The 18,934-nt window shown below is 57.9% G+C and carries 8 protein-coding genes and 2 pseudogenes; 2 read left to right on the top strand and 8 right to left on the bottom strand.

The window, feature by feature from the left end; all coding sequences use genetic code 11:
- Window positions 1–599, bottom strand: a pseudogene (locus tag ACFFNA_RS36745) (Tn3 family transposase); the annotation flags it as partial.
- On the opposite strand from ACFFNA_RS36745, the pseudogene ACFFNA_RS36740 reads away from it, so the two are divergent.
- Window positions 598–774: pseudogene (locus tag ACFFNA_RS36740) on the top strand (IS630 family transposase); the annotation flags it as partial. The pseudogenes ACFFNA_RS36745 and ACFFNA_RS36740 sit on opposite strands and share 2 nt — an antisense overlap.
- A gap of 123 nt (window positions 775–897) precedes the next feature.
- On the opposite strand, the gene ACFFNA_RS36735 reads toward ACFFNA_RS36740, so the two are convergent.
- From ACFFNA_RS36735 to ACFFNA_RS36705, 7 genes are all read right to left on the bottom strand, one after another.
- Window positions 898–1,659 carry an HNH endonuclease gene (locus ACFFNA_RS36735; protein WP_378924927.1) on the bottom strand — a complete coding sequence of 254 codons (762 nt, stop codon included), beginning with the start codon at window positions 1,657–1,659 and terminating at the stop codon, window positions 898–900.
- 11 nt (window positions 1,660–1,670) lie between these two features.
- A complete protein-coding gene (locus ACFFNA_RS36730) occupies window positions 1,671–3,320 on the bottom strand; it encodes a chromosome segregation protein SMC (protein WP_378924925.1) in 1,650 nt (549 codons plus the stop codon).
- A gap of 316 nt (window positions 3,321–3,636) precedes the next feature.
- Window positions 3,637–8,487, bottom strand: coding sequence for an Eco57I restriction-modification methylase domain-containing protein (locus ACFFNA_RS36725; protein WP_378924923.1), 4,851 nt, complete (start codon window positions 8,485–8,487; stop codon window positions 3,637–3,639).
- A gap of 9 nt (window positions 8,488–8,496) precedes the next feature.
- Window positions 8,497–11,295, bottom strand: coding sequence for a DUF8741 domain-containing protein (locus ACFFNA_RS36720; RefSeq protein ID WP_378924921.1), 2,799 nt, complete (start codon window positions 11,293–11,295; stop codon window positions 8,497–8,499).
- Entirely contained in the window at window positions 11,292–16,517 is a 5,226-nt protein-coding gene (locus tag ACFFNA_RS36715) for a DEAD/DEAH box helicase family protein (RefSeq protein ID WP_378924919.1), read from the bottom strand. The genes ACFFNA_RS36720 and ACFFNA_RS36715 overlap by 4 nt, the downstream gene beginning before the upstream one ends.
- 35 nt (window positions 16,518–16,552) lie before the next feature.
- Window positions 16,553–17,470, bottom strand: coding sequence for a nucleotidyl transferase AbiEii/AbiGii toxin family protein (locus tag ACFFNA_RS36710; protein ID WP_378924917.1), 918 nt, complete (start codon window positions 17,468–17,470; stop codon window positions 16,553–16,555).
- Window positions 17,460–18,080 (bottom strand): type IV toxin-antitoxin system AbiEi family antitoxin domain-containing protein, encoded by a 621-nt coding sequence (locus ACFFNA_RS36705; protein ID WP_378924915.1) that lies wholly within the window; start codon window positions 18,078–18,080, stop codon window positions 17,460–17,462. The genes ACFFNA_RS36710 and ACFFNA_RS36705 overlap by 11 nt, the downstream gene beginning before the upstream one ends.
- 208 nt (window positions 18,081–18,288) lie before the next feature.
- Here ACFFNA_RS36705 and ACFFNA_RS36700 point away from each other — a divergent pair, with 208 nt between their 5' ends.
- Window positions 18,289–18,933, top strand: a complete 645-nt coding sequence (locus ACFFNA_RS36700; protein WP_378924913.1) for a DUF2971 domain-containing protein — start codon at window positions 18,289–18,291, stop codon at window positions 18,931–18,933.
- The last annotated feature ends 1 nt before the right edge of the window (window position 18,934 follow it).

Genomic DNA, 18,934 nt, shown 5'->3' with positions numbered 1-18,934 from the left:
CGCTCTATGTAAACTGTATTCCAATGCACGATCGCGCTGACGACGAGGTTCAAGCCTGATGCGCGAAACGCCTGGCTTTCGAACGACCGATCGCGGATTTCGCCGCGCTCATGGAAGAAGACGGCACGCTTGAGCTTGTGTTCCGCCTCGCCTTTGTTGAGACCGGCTTGGCAACGCCGACGCAATGCCGGACTTGAGTACCATTCGATCATGAAGAGGGACCGCTCGATGCGACAGAGTTCCCGGAGCGCCCTGGCGAGTTGGCTCTCCTTTGGCGATGCCGAGAGCTTCTTCAGGATGGTCGACGGCACGACGGATCGCGTCGTGATCGACGCTGCCAGGTGAAGCAGATCGTCCCAGTGGTCGAGAATGAGCGTGGCGTTGATCGGGGCTCCGATGTGGTTCGACAGTGCTGGGTATGCGTCGCCCTTCTCGAACGTGTGGAACTTCCGATCTTTGAGATTGCGTAACCGAGGTGCGAAGCGTTTGCCGATCAAGGCGAACAATCCGAAGACGTGATCGCTGGCGCCGCCGGTGTCGGTGAAGTGCTCTTGGATATCGAGGACCGTGTCCTGATCGAAAAGCCCGTCGAGTACATACTCGCCCGATCTCAACCCGGTCGAGATGGCCTACTCAAAACTCAAGGCGCGACTGCGAAAGAAGGCGGCCAGAACCTTCGACACACTTTGCGAGGCACTCGGCGACATCTGCCACCTGTTCGAGCCAGCCGAATGCAGAAACTTCTTCAAAGCGGCAGGATATGAGGCCAATTAATCGCGACACGCTTTAGCTTGGCGGGGAGGCGGTCAACCATTCGCCGGTAATCCCCCCCAAATACTATTTGGGACGACAGGATTTCAAACGAGACAACGATAAGAACAACCAGTTTTGAGTTCTTCAAGAAAATAGATTTCGGCGGTGCCAAGCGAGGTTTTCGCAATGGCTAATTGCCACCTGACGAAGGACCAGACCGCTATGGATATTCATGGCCCGTCGATCGCCTTCGGTTAAATTATCTGAGATCAGTATCTCCCCGTTGTCTTTGAACGCAATCAGACCTGCGTCGAAGGCAGCATCCAAGTGAGCACTCAGCAGCAGCCCATTGTGGACGTCCAAGCGCTCGCTATCCGTTTCGCATCGCGCCCAAGGCTTTATGTGACTGGCACGAAGAAGGCGTGGCTCCGATACGCCGGTCACGGCGCAGAGACCGCCCCAATATGCAAACAGTGCGTCGCGAAAGATATTCTGGCCGACACGTTGAACCACAAGGCGTTCAATCTCAGTAGTCCGAGGAAGATTGCGAGTTTCTGCCTCAAACACGCGTAACGGCTCAATGGGCAGCGCGCGCGCCAATTGCCACATCTCACGTACCAATCGATGCAGTGGCGCCGTGTCCGAGACACAGAACGCCGCGAAGCCTAGCGGCGGAGAACCATTGAGTCCTTGCCACCTTTCCCATCGCGCATCTAAGTCAGCGGCAACACCTGCATGGTTGACCGCAACAACATATTCTCCGTCCGAATACGTCAAGCGTAATGAGGCTGGGGCGCCCAGGCTGTCATAGCAGACCCAATCGCCTTCATCGGCCCGTCGGAGGCCGAAGCCTTCATCCACAGCGGCCTTGTCAAGACGAATCCTTTCGATTTGAGATAGCGACACGAACTCACCCCTCACAAATTACGGCGCAGGAGTCGCTCGGTTCCTGGTAATCCTCGCAGCGTCATGCGCAGCCAGGGCTCAACAGCCAAATCCTCGGGCGGGCGCGTCGTCGTTGTTATAATGTATTGAAACTGCGGCGCCTCGCCAAACGCTTCGATTTCGGTCACCAGCCGAAACAGCCGATGGTAGATGCTTAGCCCCAAGTCGGCTTCGCGCGGGCTGTCATGAACGAGAAACGCGGGGACACGTGTTGCGCCCTCAATGCTCAGGCACAATACGGCTAGATCGAAGGCCAATACCTTCAGTGAATCGATTGCCGCGGTCGTTCGATCCCCACCCATATTCACATTGGGCTCAAGCCCGTTGCCACTCAGCTTAACCTGTCCCTTGGCATCGGCTCCGACCAGACGCCGGACAATAGGATCAAACTTCTCGCTTATCCGACCGAAGACGCGAGCCTGCTTGTCGCGGAAAACGCCAAGCAGGCTTCTTTCTGTCTCAAGCTTCAAAACGAGTTCTCGCACCGCCTTCGTCGTGTTTTCTTGTGCCTCAAACAACTCCGCAAAAAGCTCGACGTCATCAACGAGGCGCTGCGCCGCATACCAAGCTCCTTCACGGGTGTCGCGGGCTTGCTCAAGAGCCGCGACGCGATCGCCCAATTGATCTGCATGCTGTTTGGCCAGCGCAAGCTTTTGCAGTGTTTGCGTTTGCTCAGATCGCAGCCCGACAAGCTTCTCAGTCTCATCATCGAAACTCTTCTTGCGCTGTTCCCAGCGCTGCACACATGCCTCTAGGTCGGGCAGCTTATGGGAAAGCCCACAGCCTTCGGCCAACGTGCGGTCGATAGGCACCTCGCAAATCGGGCAAACCGGACTTTCCGCCTCACTCTTGGAGAAGGAAATTCCCGGCAGTTCGCCCTGAAGTTGGCTCTGAATCTTCTCTACAAGCGGTATTGTCGCCTGGATGCGAATGCGCTCCCCGTCCAGGCGCGTCCATTCTGCTTGGGCTTTTTCATATTCCTGTCGAGTGATTTCGACACCTGCCCCGGACTGACCCAGCGGAAGTTTTGCTGCCGTTGCGAGGTGATCTTGCGCTATCTTACGCATTTGCTCGATGGCAAAAGGCCCAGCGGTCACCTCCTCAGCGGTTAAGCCGAGCGCCACAATCAGCCGATTTTGGCTCCTCTCAATTTCCCAGCGCCGGTGGCCGAACTCCTGGTCCATTGTTCGACGCCGATCGTCGAGGCTGGCAACTTCAGAGCGTTTGGCGTGTTCCTCCGGTGTAATCGCGACAACAAACGCGCGGAGCGCATCAAGCTTTTCCGTTTGCGTCATACCTCGCACCGGCGAGTCGGAGTCCGACACTGTGGAGCGCCAATCCAGCACGTCGTCGAACCGGCATTCTTGATCTCGCGTGAGCCACGCCAATGCAATCGGCCAGCTTCGACGGTCAGAATGCTGCCCTGAGATAAGTGCCGCCAGCCCCGTGGTCAGAATGCCCTGCTCGACCGCGTCGAGAAAAGGCTCGAGCCCAGTCGATGTCCCTTCGCCTGCCGCGATTTCATCGAGATTACCACCAGCCACTGCCATGTGGCGACGGCGAATTCCCAGTGGTCGGACAATCGCCCAGCATACCCCATCCAACATGATCTCTGCGCCCACGATTCCATTCAGGAATGCGACACCAACACGTTCACGCTGGTTTTCGGATGCATACCTATCCTCTCCGAGACAATATCGTAGGAGCCGACAGAATAGTGTCTTCCCACTGCCATGTCCAATCGCGCCGGCCGGCGACTCCGAAGAGAGCGCATCTCCGCTATCGGGGGACCAGATGATGTTAAGTCCCGGACGAAACGCAATATCTCGAATTGTTTCTCCACCGGGCTCATCCCATATCGCCAGACGTTTGACCCAGAGGCGAGGACCGCTGTGCCCTTGCGAGGGCTGCACTGAAAGTGACGGAGGTCCAAGAAGATCAGGCTGCTGCGGCATCAACCCACCCCCTGGTTTCCTCCGGCATGGCCGCGATTACGGTGTCCGTGGAGATCTGTGCCAGTACGCCCATCACCAATCCAGCACGTCCATCCGGCCAACCCGCAGTATCGATTAGGCTTAGGCCTGTGCCTGGTGCCCATGTGCCGACCGTCAGGTTTTCGACCAATCGTCCGTTGCCACGATGAGCTATTACTGCCGCGCCCCAGTTCCGATCGACGCGTGGTGCGAATGACGAAGCATTGCCCGTGAGGGGAGTTGCTTCTGTGCCAACAAGTCTTTGCCATTCAACTGCCTGGCTGCCATTTAGGTGGGGCAGCAACAGTCTTGGTTCGAGTCCTAATATTGCCGCAAGGCGCACCTGACGCGCCGGCAACGGCGCATCCATTACTTTGAGGATCGCAGCAAGCATGGCGCCGGCATCGCCTTGGCCGGCAGGCAACGGACGCGCCCAAGCGCCGTCCCTCAGCATTGCCGGCGCGATTCTTTGAGCGCGCACCTCGGTAGACGTTGTGCCAATATTAGTTGCGGCAAGCCGATCCCATGCGGCAAGAACCAACTTCCCCGTGCGATACTCGTGGTAACGGGCCTGTTCTTTGTTCTTCAGCACACGGAACGTCTCGGAGGGGTAATCTAGCCCCTTTGAATCTGCTGGGTCGAGGACGTAGCGCAACTCGTCGAGGTTCAACCCATATTTTCTCGCAAAGAAGGCATCTAGTTCGGCGCGGAGCACCGCACGCCGAACCTCATCCCATGCGTAGGGTGCACCGTGATAGCCGAGGTCCTCCGCCCAAAGCCGCATGGCATGGCTAGTATAACTTAGCTCCAGCACACGTGGCACAATGAAGGCGAGATCAGAAGAAAGAAAAGTAGAGGGCGGAGGCACTGGGAACTGCTCAATGAAATAGAAGCTCAAATTTGTACCCCCAATCTTCTGTCTTGCAGCGAAGTCAGCGACGAGCGATGAGAATAGGCCTATGAAAGCTGCGGAGTGCTGGGCACTGACATCCGCGCATGTCCACAGAAAGACACTATCGCCGATACCCACTTTAGGGAGCACACTTGCGATCAAAGTTCTCTCGTCGGTGGTCCTCGCATTTCTACGCCAACCCATAAGCCAGCGAGGCTGCTTTCGTTCGATAAGGGAATTGGCCAAAGTGAGTGGGTCGTTAGACTCGCCGATTAGAAGATTGATATCATCAGCAACAAGCGGCGTTTCTCGCTGCATTACCGCGCCTGTCGCGCGCGTTTTGCTATCGAGCAGGAAACGATCAGGCGATGTACCGAGTACCGACCGCCATGGATGATCCCCATTGAGGATGCGGGTAAGATCGCTCTCTCGCATTACGCCGCCCTCGCAAGCGAAAAAGCCGACAAGCCATTCAGCGAGACTCTTGAGGACACGTTCGGCGGACTCCTCACGCACGGCCCGCTTCAAACTTGCGGGCACGCGCGCGGCCCGCATGGCCAGCTCAGATTCTGGCACCCAATAGCGAGGCGAAGGTTCGAAGGCTGGGTTTTGCTTTTCCAACAGGACGCTGTCACGAGCGCCTTCTTCATCGTTGGACGATCCTGTATCAAACGTCGCCCAGCGATGATCGAAATGATGGATCATCTTAGCTTCGAACAGGGGGACGCGGCGCTCCAAGCCATTGCCGGTCTCACGGTGCCAATCGGTCCCATCACGCGTCCAGCTCTCAGCTTCCAGTTGTTCTTGAGTACGGAACAAGCCAGAAGCGCCGGACATATGGAACATCGTTTGGAACTTAATGCCCCATGGATTCACAACGCCGCCATCTTCTTGCGGGCGCTCCTCGATTAGCACCGGGGCACCCGCGTATAGCTTGGCTGTTAGCTCCGCATCTGCACGCGACCGGAACACAGGTGCCGTCAGGGTGTTCGGATTAATTCTGGCTATCTCGGCTGCTGTCAGATCAAACCGGCGCTCTGAGTTTTTTAAGTCATCAATTGTATCTATGTCGAAGCAGAATTCAGATGGGGAATCTGCCTGCCCCATACATAGAATGCAAAAGGCTTTTCGATCATCAGTTGCTTTGAACCATCGCCGGATCTCGTAAAAGCTATACAACTTGCGGATAAATTTTCGGGATATTAAGTCCCCAAAAAAGCTCGACGTTGAGCTATCCGTTGCAATTCCGGTGGGTACGATGACGCCGGCACGACCTTCTAGTTTTGTTAGTCTGGCGAAATGCTCTGCAAACAGCGCGTAAGTATTTACATCTCCTTTCGCAGTCAACGGGTAGCGCCCCGAGCTACGGACAAATTCACTTGCCGCCTCAGCGGTGCGTTTGGCGAATTGAAATTCACTCCATAGCCGCCCGTCAGGGCTGTCTAGTTCGGCTTTCTCCAGCGCTTTGATCAGTTTTGCCCGTTCGGCTTTGTTGGCAGCCGTGGCAATCATCGGCGAACGCGTAGCGAAAAACTCTTGTTCCTGAAGTTTGATCCGCTCCCAAGGCGGATTACCGATCACGACGTCAAAGCCACCGGAGTCGAATATGCGGGGGAATTCGATATGCCAATGAAAGGCTGCAACAGCATCGGACGTTCTCTTGGCCCCATCGAGCAGGTTCAGCGGAACCGCATTCCCACCAGCGGCCTTCCACACATGCTCCGTCAGCGGCATTTTTGAGTCGTCGAAGCCGGGAACCGCGTGAGGTGCCGGTTTGGGCGAAAAGAATGCCGCTGTATACAAATAGGCGGAAACATAAAGATCGCTCGCGGACTTGAGGCGAACCCATTCATCCTGTTTGCGGATATCGTCAAAGATTCGGGTCTTCTCGCTTACTTGTTCGAGTGTCTCCTGCGGCATCTCCGCCAGCAGACGATCCGCGCGCGTTAGGCTCTCTGGCGGTCGCAATTCAGCGAGAAAACCTGTCGCACCTTTTCCGTCACGCTGCTGCTTGTTGTAGCGCGCATATGTTTTTGCCATCTCCTTGTCGTCGCCAGTGAGCGGCTTATACGCCTCATCCGGAATGCCGCGCTCCAGCATCGAACGGTCGAACACGCCGATTAGACTATCGCCGCAGCGAATTTGTGCATCCAGGAAGGTCAGCGGCTTTCCGGGTTCGAGCGCCTCGATCCACAGCGCGACCTTGCAGAGCTCAACCGCCATGGGATTGCGATCAACGCCGTAGATGCAGTTCGAGACAACTTCGCGCAAAGCATGCTGGAACTCATTCTGGCTGGGTGCGCCAGGACTTCTCAGCTTGGCGATCCTTGCTGCGGCGCGGCGCGCAGCGCCAAGAAGGAAGTGCCCGGAGCCGCAAGCAGGGTCAATAATCGAGAGCTTCAGAATTTCGCCTGCTGGATCGTCGCCGCCCCGCGCCTCGGCGGCGGCCAGAATTGGATCGAGCGTCAAGTCGAGAAGCAGCTTCACCAGCGGATCCGGCGTGTAGTAACTGCCCGATATTTTACGAGCGTTGCCCTTGGTCTCATCCCCTTCTGCGAACTCGAAGGTGCGCGCGTCTGCGCTGGCAAGTGGAGTAAGTTCCAGAAGACTCTCGTAGACCGATCCCAGCTCCTCGGTCTCCATGTCGCGCCAATTGACTCGGGTTAGTGGTTGTCCTTCGGGGCGTAACCATGCGAGCCGCCATACTGCTGCCAGAAAGCGCCGGTTGTCGATCCGGGCTCCATCGAGGTTCGCGAGCACCCCGCCGGCAAATAGTCCTCCGAGTGCAGGTAGGCCAAGCCTTGCCTCACCGCGAGAAAGAGCCGCGAACGTCACCTTCAAGCCTTCCCATGCATCGACGTGGCGATCCCAGGCAACCCGTCGCATGCAGCGCTCCCGCAGCCGACCGAGCGAATAACCTTCGACATAGAATCGTTTGGCTTCGCGGGTTGCGTCGGGAGTATGAAGTAGTTCCCGATCTTCTGCCGCAAACAAGAAAATCAGACGGTAGACAAGGCGTAAGAGCTCCTCGAAGAAGCTCTGCCGGGTCAACGATCCGTCACGCAACGCTTGCCGGAGAAAGTCATTCTGCGGATTTTCGATGAAGCCTTTGCCGAGTTCGAGCAAAGCCGCTTCGACACCTTGACGAAGTTTGTCACGAGCCGCCACGCCCTCGATGCGTCCACGGTCGCGCCAGCGCTCCAGGGAGCAATCCACAACGGCGGATTGGTTGTTTCCGAATCGGCTCTGATGAATCAACATCCACAGTGCGGAGAAATCGGGGAACAGCCCTTCCGCGAAGATCTTTGCGAAGTTCGCCTCAATCCAAGCCGGGCGCGTGAGGCTGATATTGTCCCGCAGGAGGCGCAGGCTGACACCGTCGCTAGCCAGCCCCCAGCAGGCGTCCTCCATCGAATTGAGATATTCTTGGAGAAGAAGCGTCGCGGACCGCCGTCTCGATCCGTCACCGAGCTGGGCGAGACTTTCTTCCAACCCGGAACGTCGAGCCCCGTCCACAGGAGCAGGGGCTATCACGATCGGCACTCGGCCACTCAGCGCGACATGCCGAACTGGGAATTCACGTTCGCCGATTAAAGTCGTCGCTTGCGGCTTGATCGAATCGAAACCGAAGCACTGGCGAAGCAATTCCAGGACAAACCGCTCCGACGCCCCAACGCTGTGACTTCGGGCTGCGGCAAAGCGAGACCACAGCGCCTCGCCAATGCGATAATAACGAGCAATCTCGTCGCGAAGCTTGAGTCCGGCTGGAATTCCGTAGCCATCTTCGGACTGATCGTTCGCATCGAAAGCAGCAATGCGACCTAACATGTCAGGCGTCAACAGTGCGCCGACGACTTCTATTCCGGCGAATTCATGCCGTGCGGCACGACGGGACTGGTGAGTGCGGGTGATTTTGCGAGCCATCATCTGTCCTCAGATCCGGGGCATCAAAACATAGAGGCCGATGATGTCGACCGGCGTCACCGCCTCGACCCGGACACCCGCTCTTGAGCCCAGCGCCTGCCGAACGCGACTATGGTCGGCCGCGAGTGCCGTAGCGCGTTCCGATGCATACGCCTTGAGTGCCGGTTCGAGTGATGTCAATTGGAGCTTGGCTCGCTGGAGCTGTGCGTCACGCACGCGATCTCGCACGTTCGCGCTTGCTGCCTCAAGAAGCGCGAATGCCTCCTCTCCAGCACTGACACGGATGCCTGTCAGCGCATCGAACGCGATGGAGGCGGCCTCTTCAGCCATCGCGAATTGCGGCCCCAGTCGTCCGCGAGAATCGATGCGGTGCCGAATGCGAAGGAGCAACAGCGTGACAACGCTTTCGACGGTTTCAGATTCCCAGACCCCGCAACGGGGCAGAGTTGATGGGTCGTCCAGTAAGCCCCGGTTGTCTAGCGCCTTCTCAAGGAAGCTCTCCGCAAGCACACCAGGCAAAGGATGCGCGCGATGAACAGAGAGAAATCCCGATCGAGGACGAGCTTCAAAAACAATCCTTAGCGGCTTTGGTGAGGTCGAATCGTCGAGCAGCCCTTCCGTTTGGAACCGCTCCTTCAGGGCGTCGGGCGCCAAATGCAGGGGCGCGGAGAATCCACCGCGGGGCTGGGGCACCAAGGGAGCGCCGAGACGCATCATAGCTCGCGACACAAAACGCTCAGCGTCCGCGAAGCCGCCCAGCGCACGTTGAGTTGCCTCCCATTCTGACGCGACCTCTTCCGGCTTAAGGCTGTTCTGCGCGAAAATGGTGCGGGATTTTCTCTCCTTCTCCGACGCATTTGACCAAGCGATATCGATATCTTGCGCCTCCTGAGTGTTCGTCATGTCAAAATCGAACGATAACTGGCTGCGTTCGCGCGCGCGCAGTAGAACCGCAGACATCAGTGCCTTGGTGAGACTTCCGCCTTCGTCCGGCATGGGGACCCGGACACCCGTCTGCTTCTCGATGGCGCGTGCCTTCCGCAGGATTACGTCGAGAACGGCCCCATCGACGGGATTGTTTTCGCCGTAGATCAAGATCGTCCTGACGGTCTCACGCTTTTGGCCAAACCGGTCAACGCGGCCCTCACGTTGTTGGTGGCGCGTGGGATTCCAGGAAAGATCGTAATGGACGACGGCGTCGAAATGCCCTTGAAGGTTGATGCCCTCTGAGAGGCAGTCGGTGGCGACCAGTAGGCGCTTCTCAAACTCGCCAAGAGCTCCGACGCGGTCTTCACGCTCTTCGGGCGGGAGGGAACCCGTGACGACCTCGACGGTATGATCCTTGAAGGCGGTCGCCAATGCCGTCCCGACTGCTTCTGCAGTCGCGATAAAACGGCAAAATACGACCGGCGAGAATCCATCTTTTATGAGGCTCTGGACCGCCGACTTTAAAATCAAGAACTTCGGGTCTCGCAGCGGATTCGCCGCCAGCCTGTCCGCTTGAGAAATAAGATCGAGAAGGCGATTGTCCTCGATGGCCGCACCGGGTTCTAAATCATCCTCGCTCACGTCTTCGTCGTCGATGGCCCGCGCCGTGATCAAATCGGCTTCTGCCTCGTCGGCATCAAGGACAGCACGCGTCCGAAGTGCTCGGGCCGCTGCCGATGGGCTGGATCCCACGCAACGCATCAACGCAAGCGTTCCCCAAAACGCGAGCCGCTGCCGCAGTTCGCCTTCTTCGGCCGCTACCACTTCAGCGCAATAGTCGAGGATAGCGCCATAGAAGCGCTCGTAGGCGCCAGACAGGCGATACTTGAGCTCAGTAACCTCGCGTTGCGGGAAAAGACCTGGCTCGCGCCACGCGTCGATGTCACGTCGCCGGCGCTGGATGAAATAGCCCGCCAGTCGCTCACGGAGGACCCGAGACTCGTCGACTGTCACGTCGCCCAGTCGTGCGAAATCGGCGTCGAGCAGCCCAAGAAGGTTATGAAACGCGTCTTCGTCGCCAGAATGGGGCGTGGCGGTGAGCAGCAAGAGGTGCCGGGACTTGTCGGCGGCAAGCTTCTGAAGCAGCTCAAATCGCTGATGGCGCGCTTTGTTCCCGGTTACCGCGGCATGCGCTTCATCGACGACGACCATTTCGGGACAAGCCCGCAGAAAGTCATTGAAGCGGCGTTGGCTCTTAATGAAATCCAAGCTGACCACCGTGAACGGGTAAGCTTCAAAGACGCTGATCGTGTTGGGCAGATCACGTTCGAGCCGAGCCGCCGCCGCTGCGGTCACTGCCGTCACGGAGAGTGCGAACTTGGTCTCAAGCTCTGTAGTCCACTGATCGACAAGGTGCGGAGGGCAGAGAATTGAAAACCGGTCAATCTCACCCCGATCAATATATTCGCGAAGAATAAGGCCGGCCTCTATGGTCTTGCCGACGCCAACATCATCGGCGATCAGGAGGCGCGCCGTCTCCTGTCGCAGCGCCATCATCAACGGCGCTAGCTGATAGGCTCGCGGTTCGAAGTTGATCCGCCCAGCGCCACGAAACGGCCCTGCCCCTCGACGCAGCGAGAGTCGGAGAGCGTCCCGCATGAGCTGCGCTGCTTCGCGTCCGCCCACGTGCCCAATTTCCGGGGCGTCGAAAGATGCGTACCGGATCGGCTCCGCCTCAAGCTCCGGGATTATCGTCTCAGCCTCGTGTTCCGACCCTGTGAGCGGGCGGATCCGCAATGAGTCACCGCTGCTCAAGACAATCCATTCTCGCCCCCGCGCATGGACCAGTTCACCTGGCGAGAAATTGGTTGCGGTACTCATGACGGCTTGCCTCCTAATAGCGCAATGGCAAGCTTGGAAATTGATTCCTGGCGAGCGGTGATGTCGGCCGGCAGAAGGATGAGTTCGATCCCTTTTCCGGCAAGATTGTCGCCCAGTGTGGCGGGCGCGCTCACCTGCTCGGCAGCGGCGATTCTCGCGGCGCGCCAGATCAATGTGAGCTGGTAGCCGCCAATCTCGATGGGTTCTGCGTCTGGCGGGGGGCAGCCTTCCAGAGGCGTTTGAGATTGTGATGTGGGGGTGGAATGGCGCATTTCCGCGAAAGAAAGCCGGATGAGCATCTGCAGAACAGGTTCACGCCGACGATCGATCAATTCATGATCGGGCTGATTGAAATAGGACAACAGGCAGCGATAGCAGCCCGCTACGCAGTGAGAGCCCTCAACATTTTCAAGTGCCTTGGGTCCACTAACCACAGCGGCTGAGAGGCTTCCCGGAGCATAGTGCATTATCTCCAGCGCCTCCTTCGCAACGGCGCGAAAGGCACTGCCATCCTCAACCAACCTGGACAAGACCCCGGCGCCACCCTCCGCGGCCTCGTAAAACAACAGTGCTCGGCGATCCTTTCTTGAGGGTGTCGGCTCTCCCTGGATTTCGCCCTCTTCCAGTTGGTAAATGGCCTCGATGCCACGCGCAAAAGCATGCTGGATCGTAGCGACCATTGCCTCCGCCTCGTCTCCAGCAGCAGCCAACCAAGCAGCAGGAAACCGGATGAGCAGCGCGTTTTTCCGGTCCTCGACTACCGGGGTGATGGGTTGCCGACTGTTGATCGGCGATCCTTCTTCCGCGTCCTTCGCTCGGTTGTCACTTGCCCAATAGCCACTCTTCGGATCGATCAAGAAGCCGATTTTGCTGATGTCCTTGCGGCGTCGGAGTCCCCGATTGATACGACGGACCTGTGCCGCAGGTGCAAATTCCGCCGAGAGTATATGGCCCTCTGAATCTTCAAACACTCGGGATCTGACGTCGCTCGCGTCTCGAAACGAGAAGGTCGTCTGAAGTTCGTAGCCTTGGCGACGACGCTCTTCGTCATTGGCGGTTATCCGCTCCACCTGGCGCGTACCAACATTCTCGATCCGATGAAGCTGCTTCGTTATGTTCGATGTAGTCAGAGCGCTGTTACATACGTGGCAGCGTTCTGGCGGCTCTCCGTCATGGGCGGCACCGCAAGCCGGGCAAATTGCCGTGCTGAATGTCGGGAGCAATCCATCTTGCCCGCCACCAACCTCCTTTAACAGGGCGCGATCGACCCGATAAGCACGCCCCTCGTGATAGACAAGGCTGCCTGGCCCGAACTCGGCGATCGCCAGAAAGCGTGCACGCTGAATATACCGCTGCCCTTTTCCGCCTTGATCACCTGGCACGAACGCCATAATGGGGAGACGTGGAAAGTTATAGCCAGGCAGGAAGCCTTCCGTTGCCAGATACCGGTACACGTAGAAATCAGAGCCTTGGCCCTCGGCCCCTCGTAGCAAAAGCTTGATCTGGGTGTTTCCAGCCGCTTGCCGTGTCTCCGCGGCACGGCGTTCCTGCGGTGAGATCGAATAATCTTTTAGAGTACGCGCCGCGTCTTCTACCTGCCGTTCGGCCGCGGCCAACAAATCCCTCCACCGGTTAAAGGTATCGGCAAGACGTTGAGGCGCGGCAGCAACGACGCGGTTTGTATTGGCATCAACACCAACAAACCAATCCGGTGGCGTGGCGCCATAGTCATCAGCGACAGCTGACAGAACGGCCGCCACGCGCTTTGCACCGGCACTCTTTGCCTCGTCAGCAGACACCCGGTTCCAGTGATGCGGCAAGAGAGGCTTAGCGGAAACCGACATGTCGAGGTTATCGGCGATCGACGCCGACAATGCCGCTCCGCTGGCAGCCAGCCACTCTGCGTGAAGATGGCTTTCGACGAGTTCGGGATTTTTCAGATCGATAGACGGCGGAAGTACCACGCCATCGACCATCGCGCTTGGACGTTGGAAGAAGTACTGGTCATGAGGGCTTTGTGCCGCGCAATAGGTGACAATCAAGGCTGCCTGACCGCTGCGGCCAGCACGCCCACCACGTTGAGCGTAGTTCGCAGGCGTTGGGGGCACATTTCGCATGTAGACGACGTTCATCGCGGAGATGTCGACACCGAGTTCCATGGTTGGCGAGCAAAATAGAGTCGGTAGGAAACGGCTATCTTCTCGAAGCTCCTTCAATCGTTCGGCCTGGTCGATCAGAAGTTTCCGGTCGTCTACGCCATAGCGAAAGCGAGCCTCGCGGATCTCTCGTAGATCGCCCTCAACCTGCGCCGTATGCTCTCGGCCTTCGAAGCCAAAGATTGCCTCGCCGCCATCGGCCAAAAGCGTCGCTATATGTGCGTACAGACCGCGGAAAAAAGGATTGTCCCGATCCGGAGCTTGATTTGCTGAAAGCGCAAAAATGATCGATGACGGCACAAGACGCCAACCATCTCCACCAACAGGGGAGACGACCTGTGTCGCCAGCCCGTAACGACCTGCTGCTTTCAACAAGCCTTCGACGATTTCCGTGATCTGCTTGCCGGTTGGCCGTCTGCCACCGAAGGTCATCGACCGAAATTGCCGGCCGATCGTGCTGGTCGGGCTGCCCCGAAGAATCAACTCCTCGTCTTTCGGGGACATCTCGCGGCGGGTTGGCGGCTTCGGCATGAACACCGGGGCCGCCAAGAAACGTTCCTCATCCAATATCCATGGGGCTTTGACTACGCTCCGCATTCGACCGGCGAGACTTTCGATCTTCAGTCGGTCCAGCGCATCACATTCGACCGCCAAGCCCTTGCGCATCACGTCCAGCAGCACCCGAAGCGCCGCCTGACGCTCGACAGCTGAAGCCGCTCGCAACAACGGGTAGTTTTCAAACTCCTTGTCGTCGTGTGCGAGGTCATCGAGGGAAATGTAGCGGGCCTCGATCAACCCAAGCTGCTCAAGGTTGGGATTCGTGTAACGCCAACCCCGCCGTTGATCGATCCAGAATCGGTGCGTCAGCGACTCGCGGATTACCTTTTCGGCGGCCAGCAGATTGGCCCCCTTAAGGTCCGGCTCCACCAACCACTCGGTTCGCCGAGAGACATTGGATGCCACGAAGCCCAACATGCGCTGGATCGCCTTCCCGACCTCGTCCTCTTGCAACCCTTCGTCACCGGCTTCCGAAACTGCGGCCAGGACTGCGCCTCGAAGCAGCGTGACGAATAGAAAGTCGTTGAAATGCCCGGCCTGAAGGGCTGCATCCTGTCGGTTGTCCGTGAAAGCCAGAAGCTTGCGGGTCGTCGCCGAGATGGAGTTTTCCGTATCACTCATCCAACGCAGGATGGCCGCAATAATAATTGTTGTCGCCGAACTGCGCCCCTCGGCGCTCAAGGCGGCGAGCCGGTTAATGTCACGAGTTGAATCGCTGTGGTGCTCACCGCATGCCGGGCAAAATTTAAACTTACCCGGCATGAACCAGGCTCGTTGGCCACCATTACCGCACGTGCCGTCCGGAAGCACTGATACAAGCTCAGCCCTCGTCTTGCGATATGTCGCTTTTAACCGCAGTTCCCCCGATTTTGTTTCTTCCAGCCAAGCCTCGGGATAGTCCTCGTCCCGCCCCTGGAACGTGAACTCACCATCGACGGGCTCGGGCATAAGGAAGCCCCAGCGTTCAACGATGCCGTCAGGCTCTTCGTCGTCATTGAGAGGGACGTCATCAATCTCACGCTTCTCAAATGACTTTACGCCATTGTCATCGACCAGCGTGACGGGGTGGTTTTCCTGCCCACACCGCCGGCAAAAATGAGCGCTATATAGCCTTTTTGCCGGATTTTCCGGATCGAAGATTTGTCCATCAAATGTGACCGTGCGCGAACCCGAAGGATCAAGGGTTGTGTATAGACGACCCGCGCCTGAAATAAATTGATGTAGCTTAAACGCGAAAAGAGGCTCGTCACCGCCGCCGCTATAGCCTCGGAGTTTCTCCGGTAAGCTAAACGCCAGTAGCGCGTTTTTTAATGCCAGCTCGCACGTCTCGACCGCCTCGCCAGATTCATCAGATAGTAGGACCGCCGCTGTCTTCAGCGACAGTGAGCGCGCCCGCCGCGGCTTCTGGTCTACATCTCGAAGGCCGAGCCTGGTCTCTACCCAGATGGCAAGATCATCACGAGCGATCTCACCATTTGATTTCCCGTCATAAGGCGTACCTGAAGCCGCGCTGACCACAGCGTCACTCAGTCGAGATAGCCCTCTGTCAGCGGATCGATCTGGATCCGTCGCGCGGCGCAGGGTTTCTGTAACGATCGCATCTCGGCTGATGTTCGTTCCAAATAAGCGGGACGCGACATCAGCAACAACCTGATTGCGATCTTCTTCGCCGCCTTCGCTGGCCATTGTTGCGGAGGTGCCAATGCAAATCGGCGGATGCTGGGGATCGCCAACGCGCGCCCGCAGACGGCGCATCAGCATCGCAACATCTGCCCCTTGGCGCCCTCGATATGTATGTAGTTCATCAAGAACAATAAACCGAAGGCCGCTACAATTTTCCACGACGCGGCGGTCAAGATCTGACTGCCGCGTCATCAAAAGCTCGAGCATCATAAAATTGGTGAGCAAAATGTCTGGCGGATTGTTCTTTATCCGCTCGCGTTCCTCGGAATTCTCCTGACCGGTGTATCGTGCGAAAGTCACGGGCACCGCATGGTTCTGATCTGCGAGAAATTTCTTCAATTCCTCAAGCTGGCTATTCGCCAAGGCATTCATCGGATAGATGATTACCGCTCGGGTCCGCGCAGCCTCGCCAGCCCGCTTCGCCTTTACAACGGCATCAACAATCGGAATAAAGAAACAAAGGGACTTACCCGACCCGGTGCCGGTCGTGACGACGAAGCTCTTTCCGTCCAGGGCAAGGCCGATTGCCTGCTCCTGATGGCGACGTAACCTTAGAGTCTTGTCGGAGGCCTCGGCAGCGGCGCGTGAGTCCCGGAATATCTGAGCGCAATCATCGATCAGCCCTTTTGGGCCAACAAGGCTTTGGACCGAGCCGCCACCTTCATAGTGCGGGTTCAGTTGAAGCATTGGTTCAGGCCAGAAGCGACGCCCGGCGTAGAGATCGGTTACCTTCCCCAAAATTTCTGACGAACGTATCCGCGTAAAGGATCGGGCAAATCCGGTATATTGAGCCAATAGACTATTATTTAGCGAAAATACGTCCACGGACTTACTGCCTCCCCCAAATCTCATGCCTGGACTTACAGAGCATTTTCTCTTTCTTTAGACCAAGGCCCGCCCGGCAACCAGCTCTGCTCATCATTTTCAACATCAACAAGCGGCAGTAGAAACAGACGGAGATCGACGATAACGGCAGCGAACGGCTCCGGCGCGGCGGCCATGCGGTCGCGACGGAGAAAGGCCTGCCATTGAGCGCTCCAGGCCGCCGTGAATTCATCACTCAGCCCAATCGGAATACCGGCGGGAAGTGCCGTCTCCCTCCGTTCGAACGTGCGCCTTACAGCTTCAATCAGGGTCGATCGCCGAAACTCGAAAGTCTGCGCGATAAGCCAGAGGTCGTAGAAGTCCTTAAGTCGACTATTGGCGATACCAAGCGTGACCATCGCCTCGAATTTTTCGGCCACAACGGTTTCGACGGGGTAGGCGCGAAGATGTGGCGCCGGTGCGTCAAGCAACGCGGGATAGTCGATTTCCACGGCCTCTGGCGTCACTGCGTCACCAAAGCCGATGTCGACCTGAATCGGAATTCGTGCCCCGGCAATGGTTGCCGTCGTACGGACCCGTACGCCGCCATACTCCACGTCCTCCCTGATCGGTGCCGCTGTCAGCGCGGCGATTTCAAACGTCACTCCGTCATCGGCGACAGGCTGCGCACAGATCACTCGGAAGGTTTCGGCTATACTCACGGCATCGCTGTCACCATGACCAAGCAAGTCCAGGTCGCGAGTGGGCCGGAATGGGTCGGCGACCCAGGTGACGAAGAGCATCGCCCCTTTGAGGATGAAGCGGTCCCGATGCGGTGACACACTGAGCCGGTAGAGCAGGCGTTCGAGCGCATAACGGGTCAGTAGAATCTGGAAATCTGATCGTTCAGCACGCGCCCGATCGAGGAGCCGCGCCCGCACTGACGCGGCGATGTTACGGGGCTCACGCGACATCGGAGACCATTGCTTCGACGTAGGGACGCATGATCGACCAGACCCTCGCCCTGCGCGCGTGTTGCCAGAGCTGGTCAGGCGTGCACCGGCGGCGGCGGAGCCCCTCACGCAGTCCCTCCATCGCCACGTCGAGACCAACTTTGGTCCGGTAGCGGAAGCAGTCGACAATTGTCCTCGCTGGATCCGTGATGGGGACGTCCACGTTCTCGATGCGGTGGCGTTGAACCCCTTCGGTCAACGCCCACCCCGTAAAGCGTACGAAACGGATGGGAGGATAATCGATTTTCGGGCGCCAGGCGGCACGGTCGATCGCCATCCACACAGCCGAGGGCATCTGCAGCGTCAGTTCGTGGTATTGGAGCGCTGAGGTCAGGCAGACCACACCCTTTGGAACGAGGATAGCCGCCTCGGCCAGTGCATGGGCAGCCCCAACGTGAGTGTCGGGAAGTTGATAGAGGCCACGCGCCGCGCGGATAACCGCTGCGTCCCTGACAAGACGGGCGAGCGTTTCCGGGCCAATGCCTTCGGTGACGAAATCCTTCAGCCGGAGCATTCCCCGGGCTTTCAGGAGGTCGAGCGCTCGAAGTCTCTGGGCGGTCGTTGATGGCATCGCAGGTGACGTTTCCTCTATTCTCAAGGGATGTAGCAGAGGTTTTATCACATCGTGACCGATAGGGAAATCCTGAAGGCGAGCCGATCCCAACTCGACGCTACCAAAGTGAGGACGCGGGCTTTCAGATAGCAATTCCTATAGTAGTATTGAAGAGACGAACACATTTCTCCTGAGTCTCCACGCCCAATAACAGTCAGCAGACTATATGCGCCTCTATCATTTCACGACGCAACGATTTGGAATACTCGCGCTTGAAAAACGGCGGCTCAAAATCGCCAGGATCGACAAGCTCAACGACCCCTTCGAATTTCTCGGCTGGAACCTGCAGGACGCCGCGACCCGCGCAAGGTTGAAGCGATGGAAAGCCGAGCGGACCGCCGAGTACGGGATTCTGTGCTTCAGCAGGAAATGGTCTAACCCGCTTTTGTGGGGACACTACGCCGACAAGCACCAGGGCATGGCGTTGGGATTCGACGTCCCCGACCACGGACTCTATAGCCCGGTTAAATATCGCCGAACGCGGCTGCCGTTGCCCTCCGGCCGAGACCTTATCGGCGCCGACGTCGACGACTTGCTGCTGACCAAGTTCACCGCATGGCGTTATGAATCGGAATTTCGCTGCTTCTGCCGCCTCCAGGACAACATCCGCGAGGGCGACCACTATTTCGAGCCATTCTCTGACACCCTGAAGCTCGCCGAGGTTATAGTTGGAGATCAAGCCACCATAACCCGCGCGGAACTCGCGGCCGCGCTGGGCAACTTGCAGGCCAGCGTCCTATCGTTCAAGGCGCGGCCAGCCTTCGGCACGTTCACCGTCGTGAAGAACCGCAACGGCGCGCTTTGGAAATAAC

Origin of the sequence: Mesorhizobium kowhaii (assembly GCF_042431665.1) — a bacterium.
Taxonomy (GTDB): Bacteria; Pseudomonadota; Alphaproteobacteria; order Rhizobiales; family Rhizobiaceae; genus Mesorhizobium; species Mesorhizobium kowhaii.
This window is presented reverse-complemented; position numbering and strand designations above follow the sequence as displayed.

Excerpts from the sequence above, each read along its gene's own strand:
- ACFFNA_RS36705 (WP_378924915.1), bottom strand. The coding sequence starts at position 18,080 with ATGCCATCAACGACCGCCCAGAGACTTCGAGCGCTCGACCTCCTGAAA.
- ACFFNA_RS36725 (WP_378924923.1), bottom strand. The coding sequence starts at position 8,487 with ATGGCTCGCAAAATCACCCGCACTCACCAGTCCCGTCGTGCCGCACGG.
- ACFFNA_RS36710 (WP_378924917.1), bottom strand. The coding sequence starts at position 17,470 with ATGTCGCGTGAGCCCCGTAACATCGCCGCGTCAGTGCGGGCGCGGCTC.
- ACFFNA_RS36700 (WP_378924913.1), top strand. The coding sequence starts at position 18,289 with ATGCGCCTCTATCATTTCACGACGCAACGATTTGGAATACTCGCGCTT.
- ACFFNA_RS36720 (WP_378924921.1), bottom strand. The coding sequence starts at position 11,295 with ATGAGTACCGCAACCAATTTCTCGCCAGGTGAACTGGTCCATGCGCGG.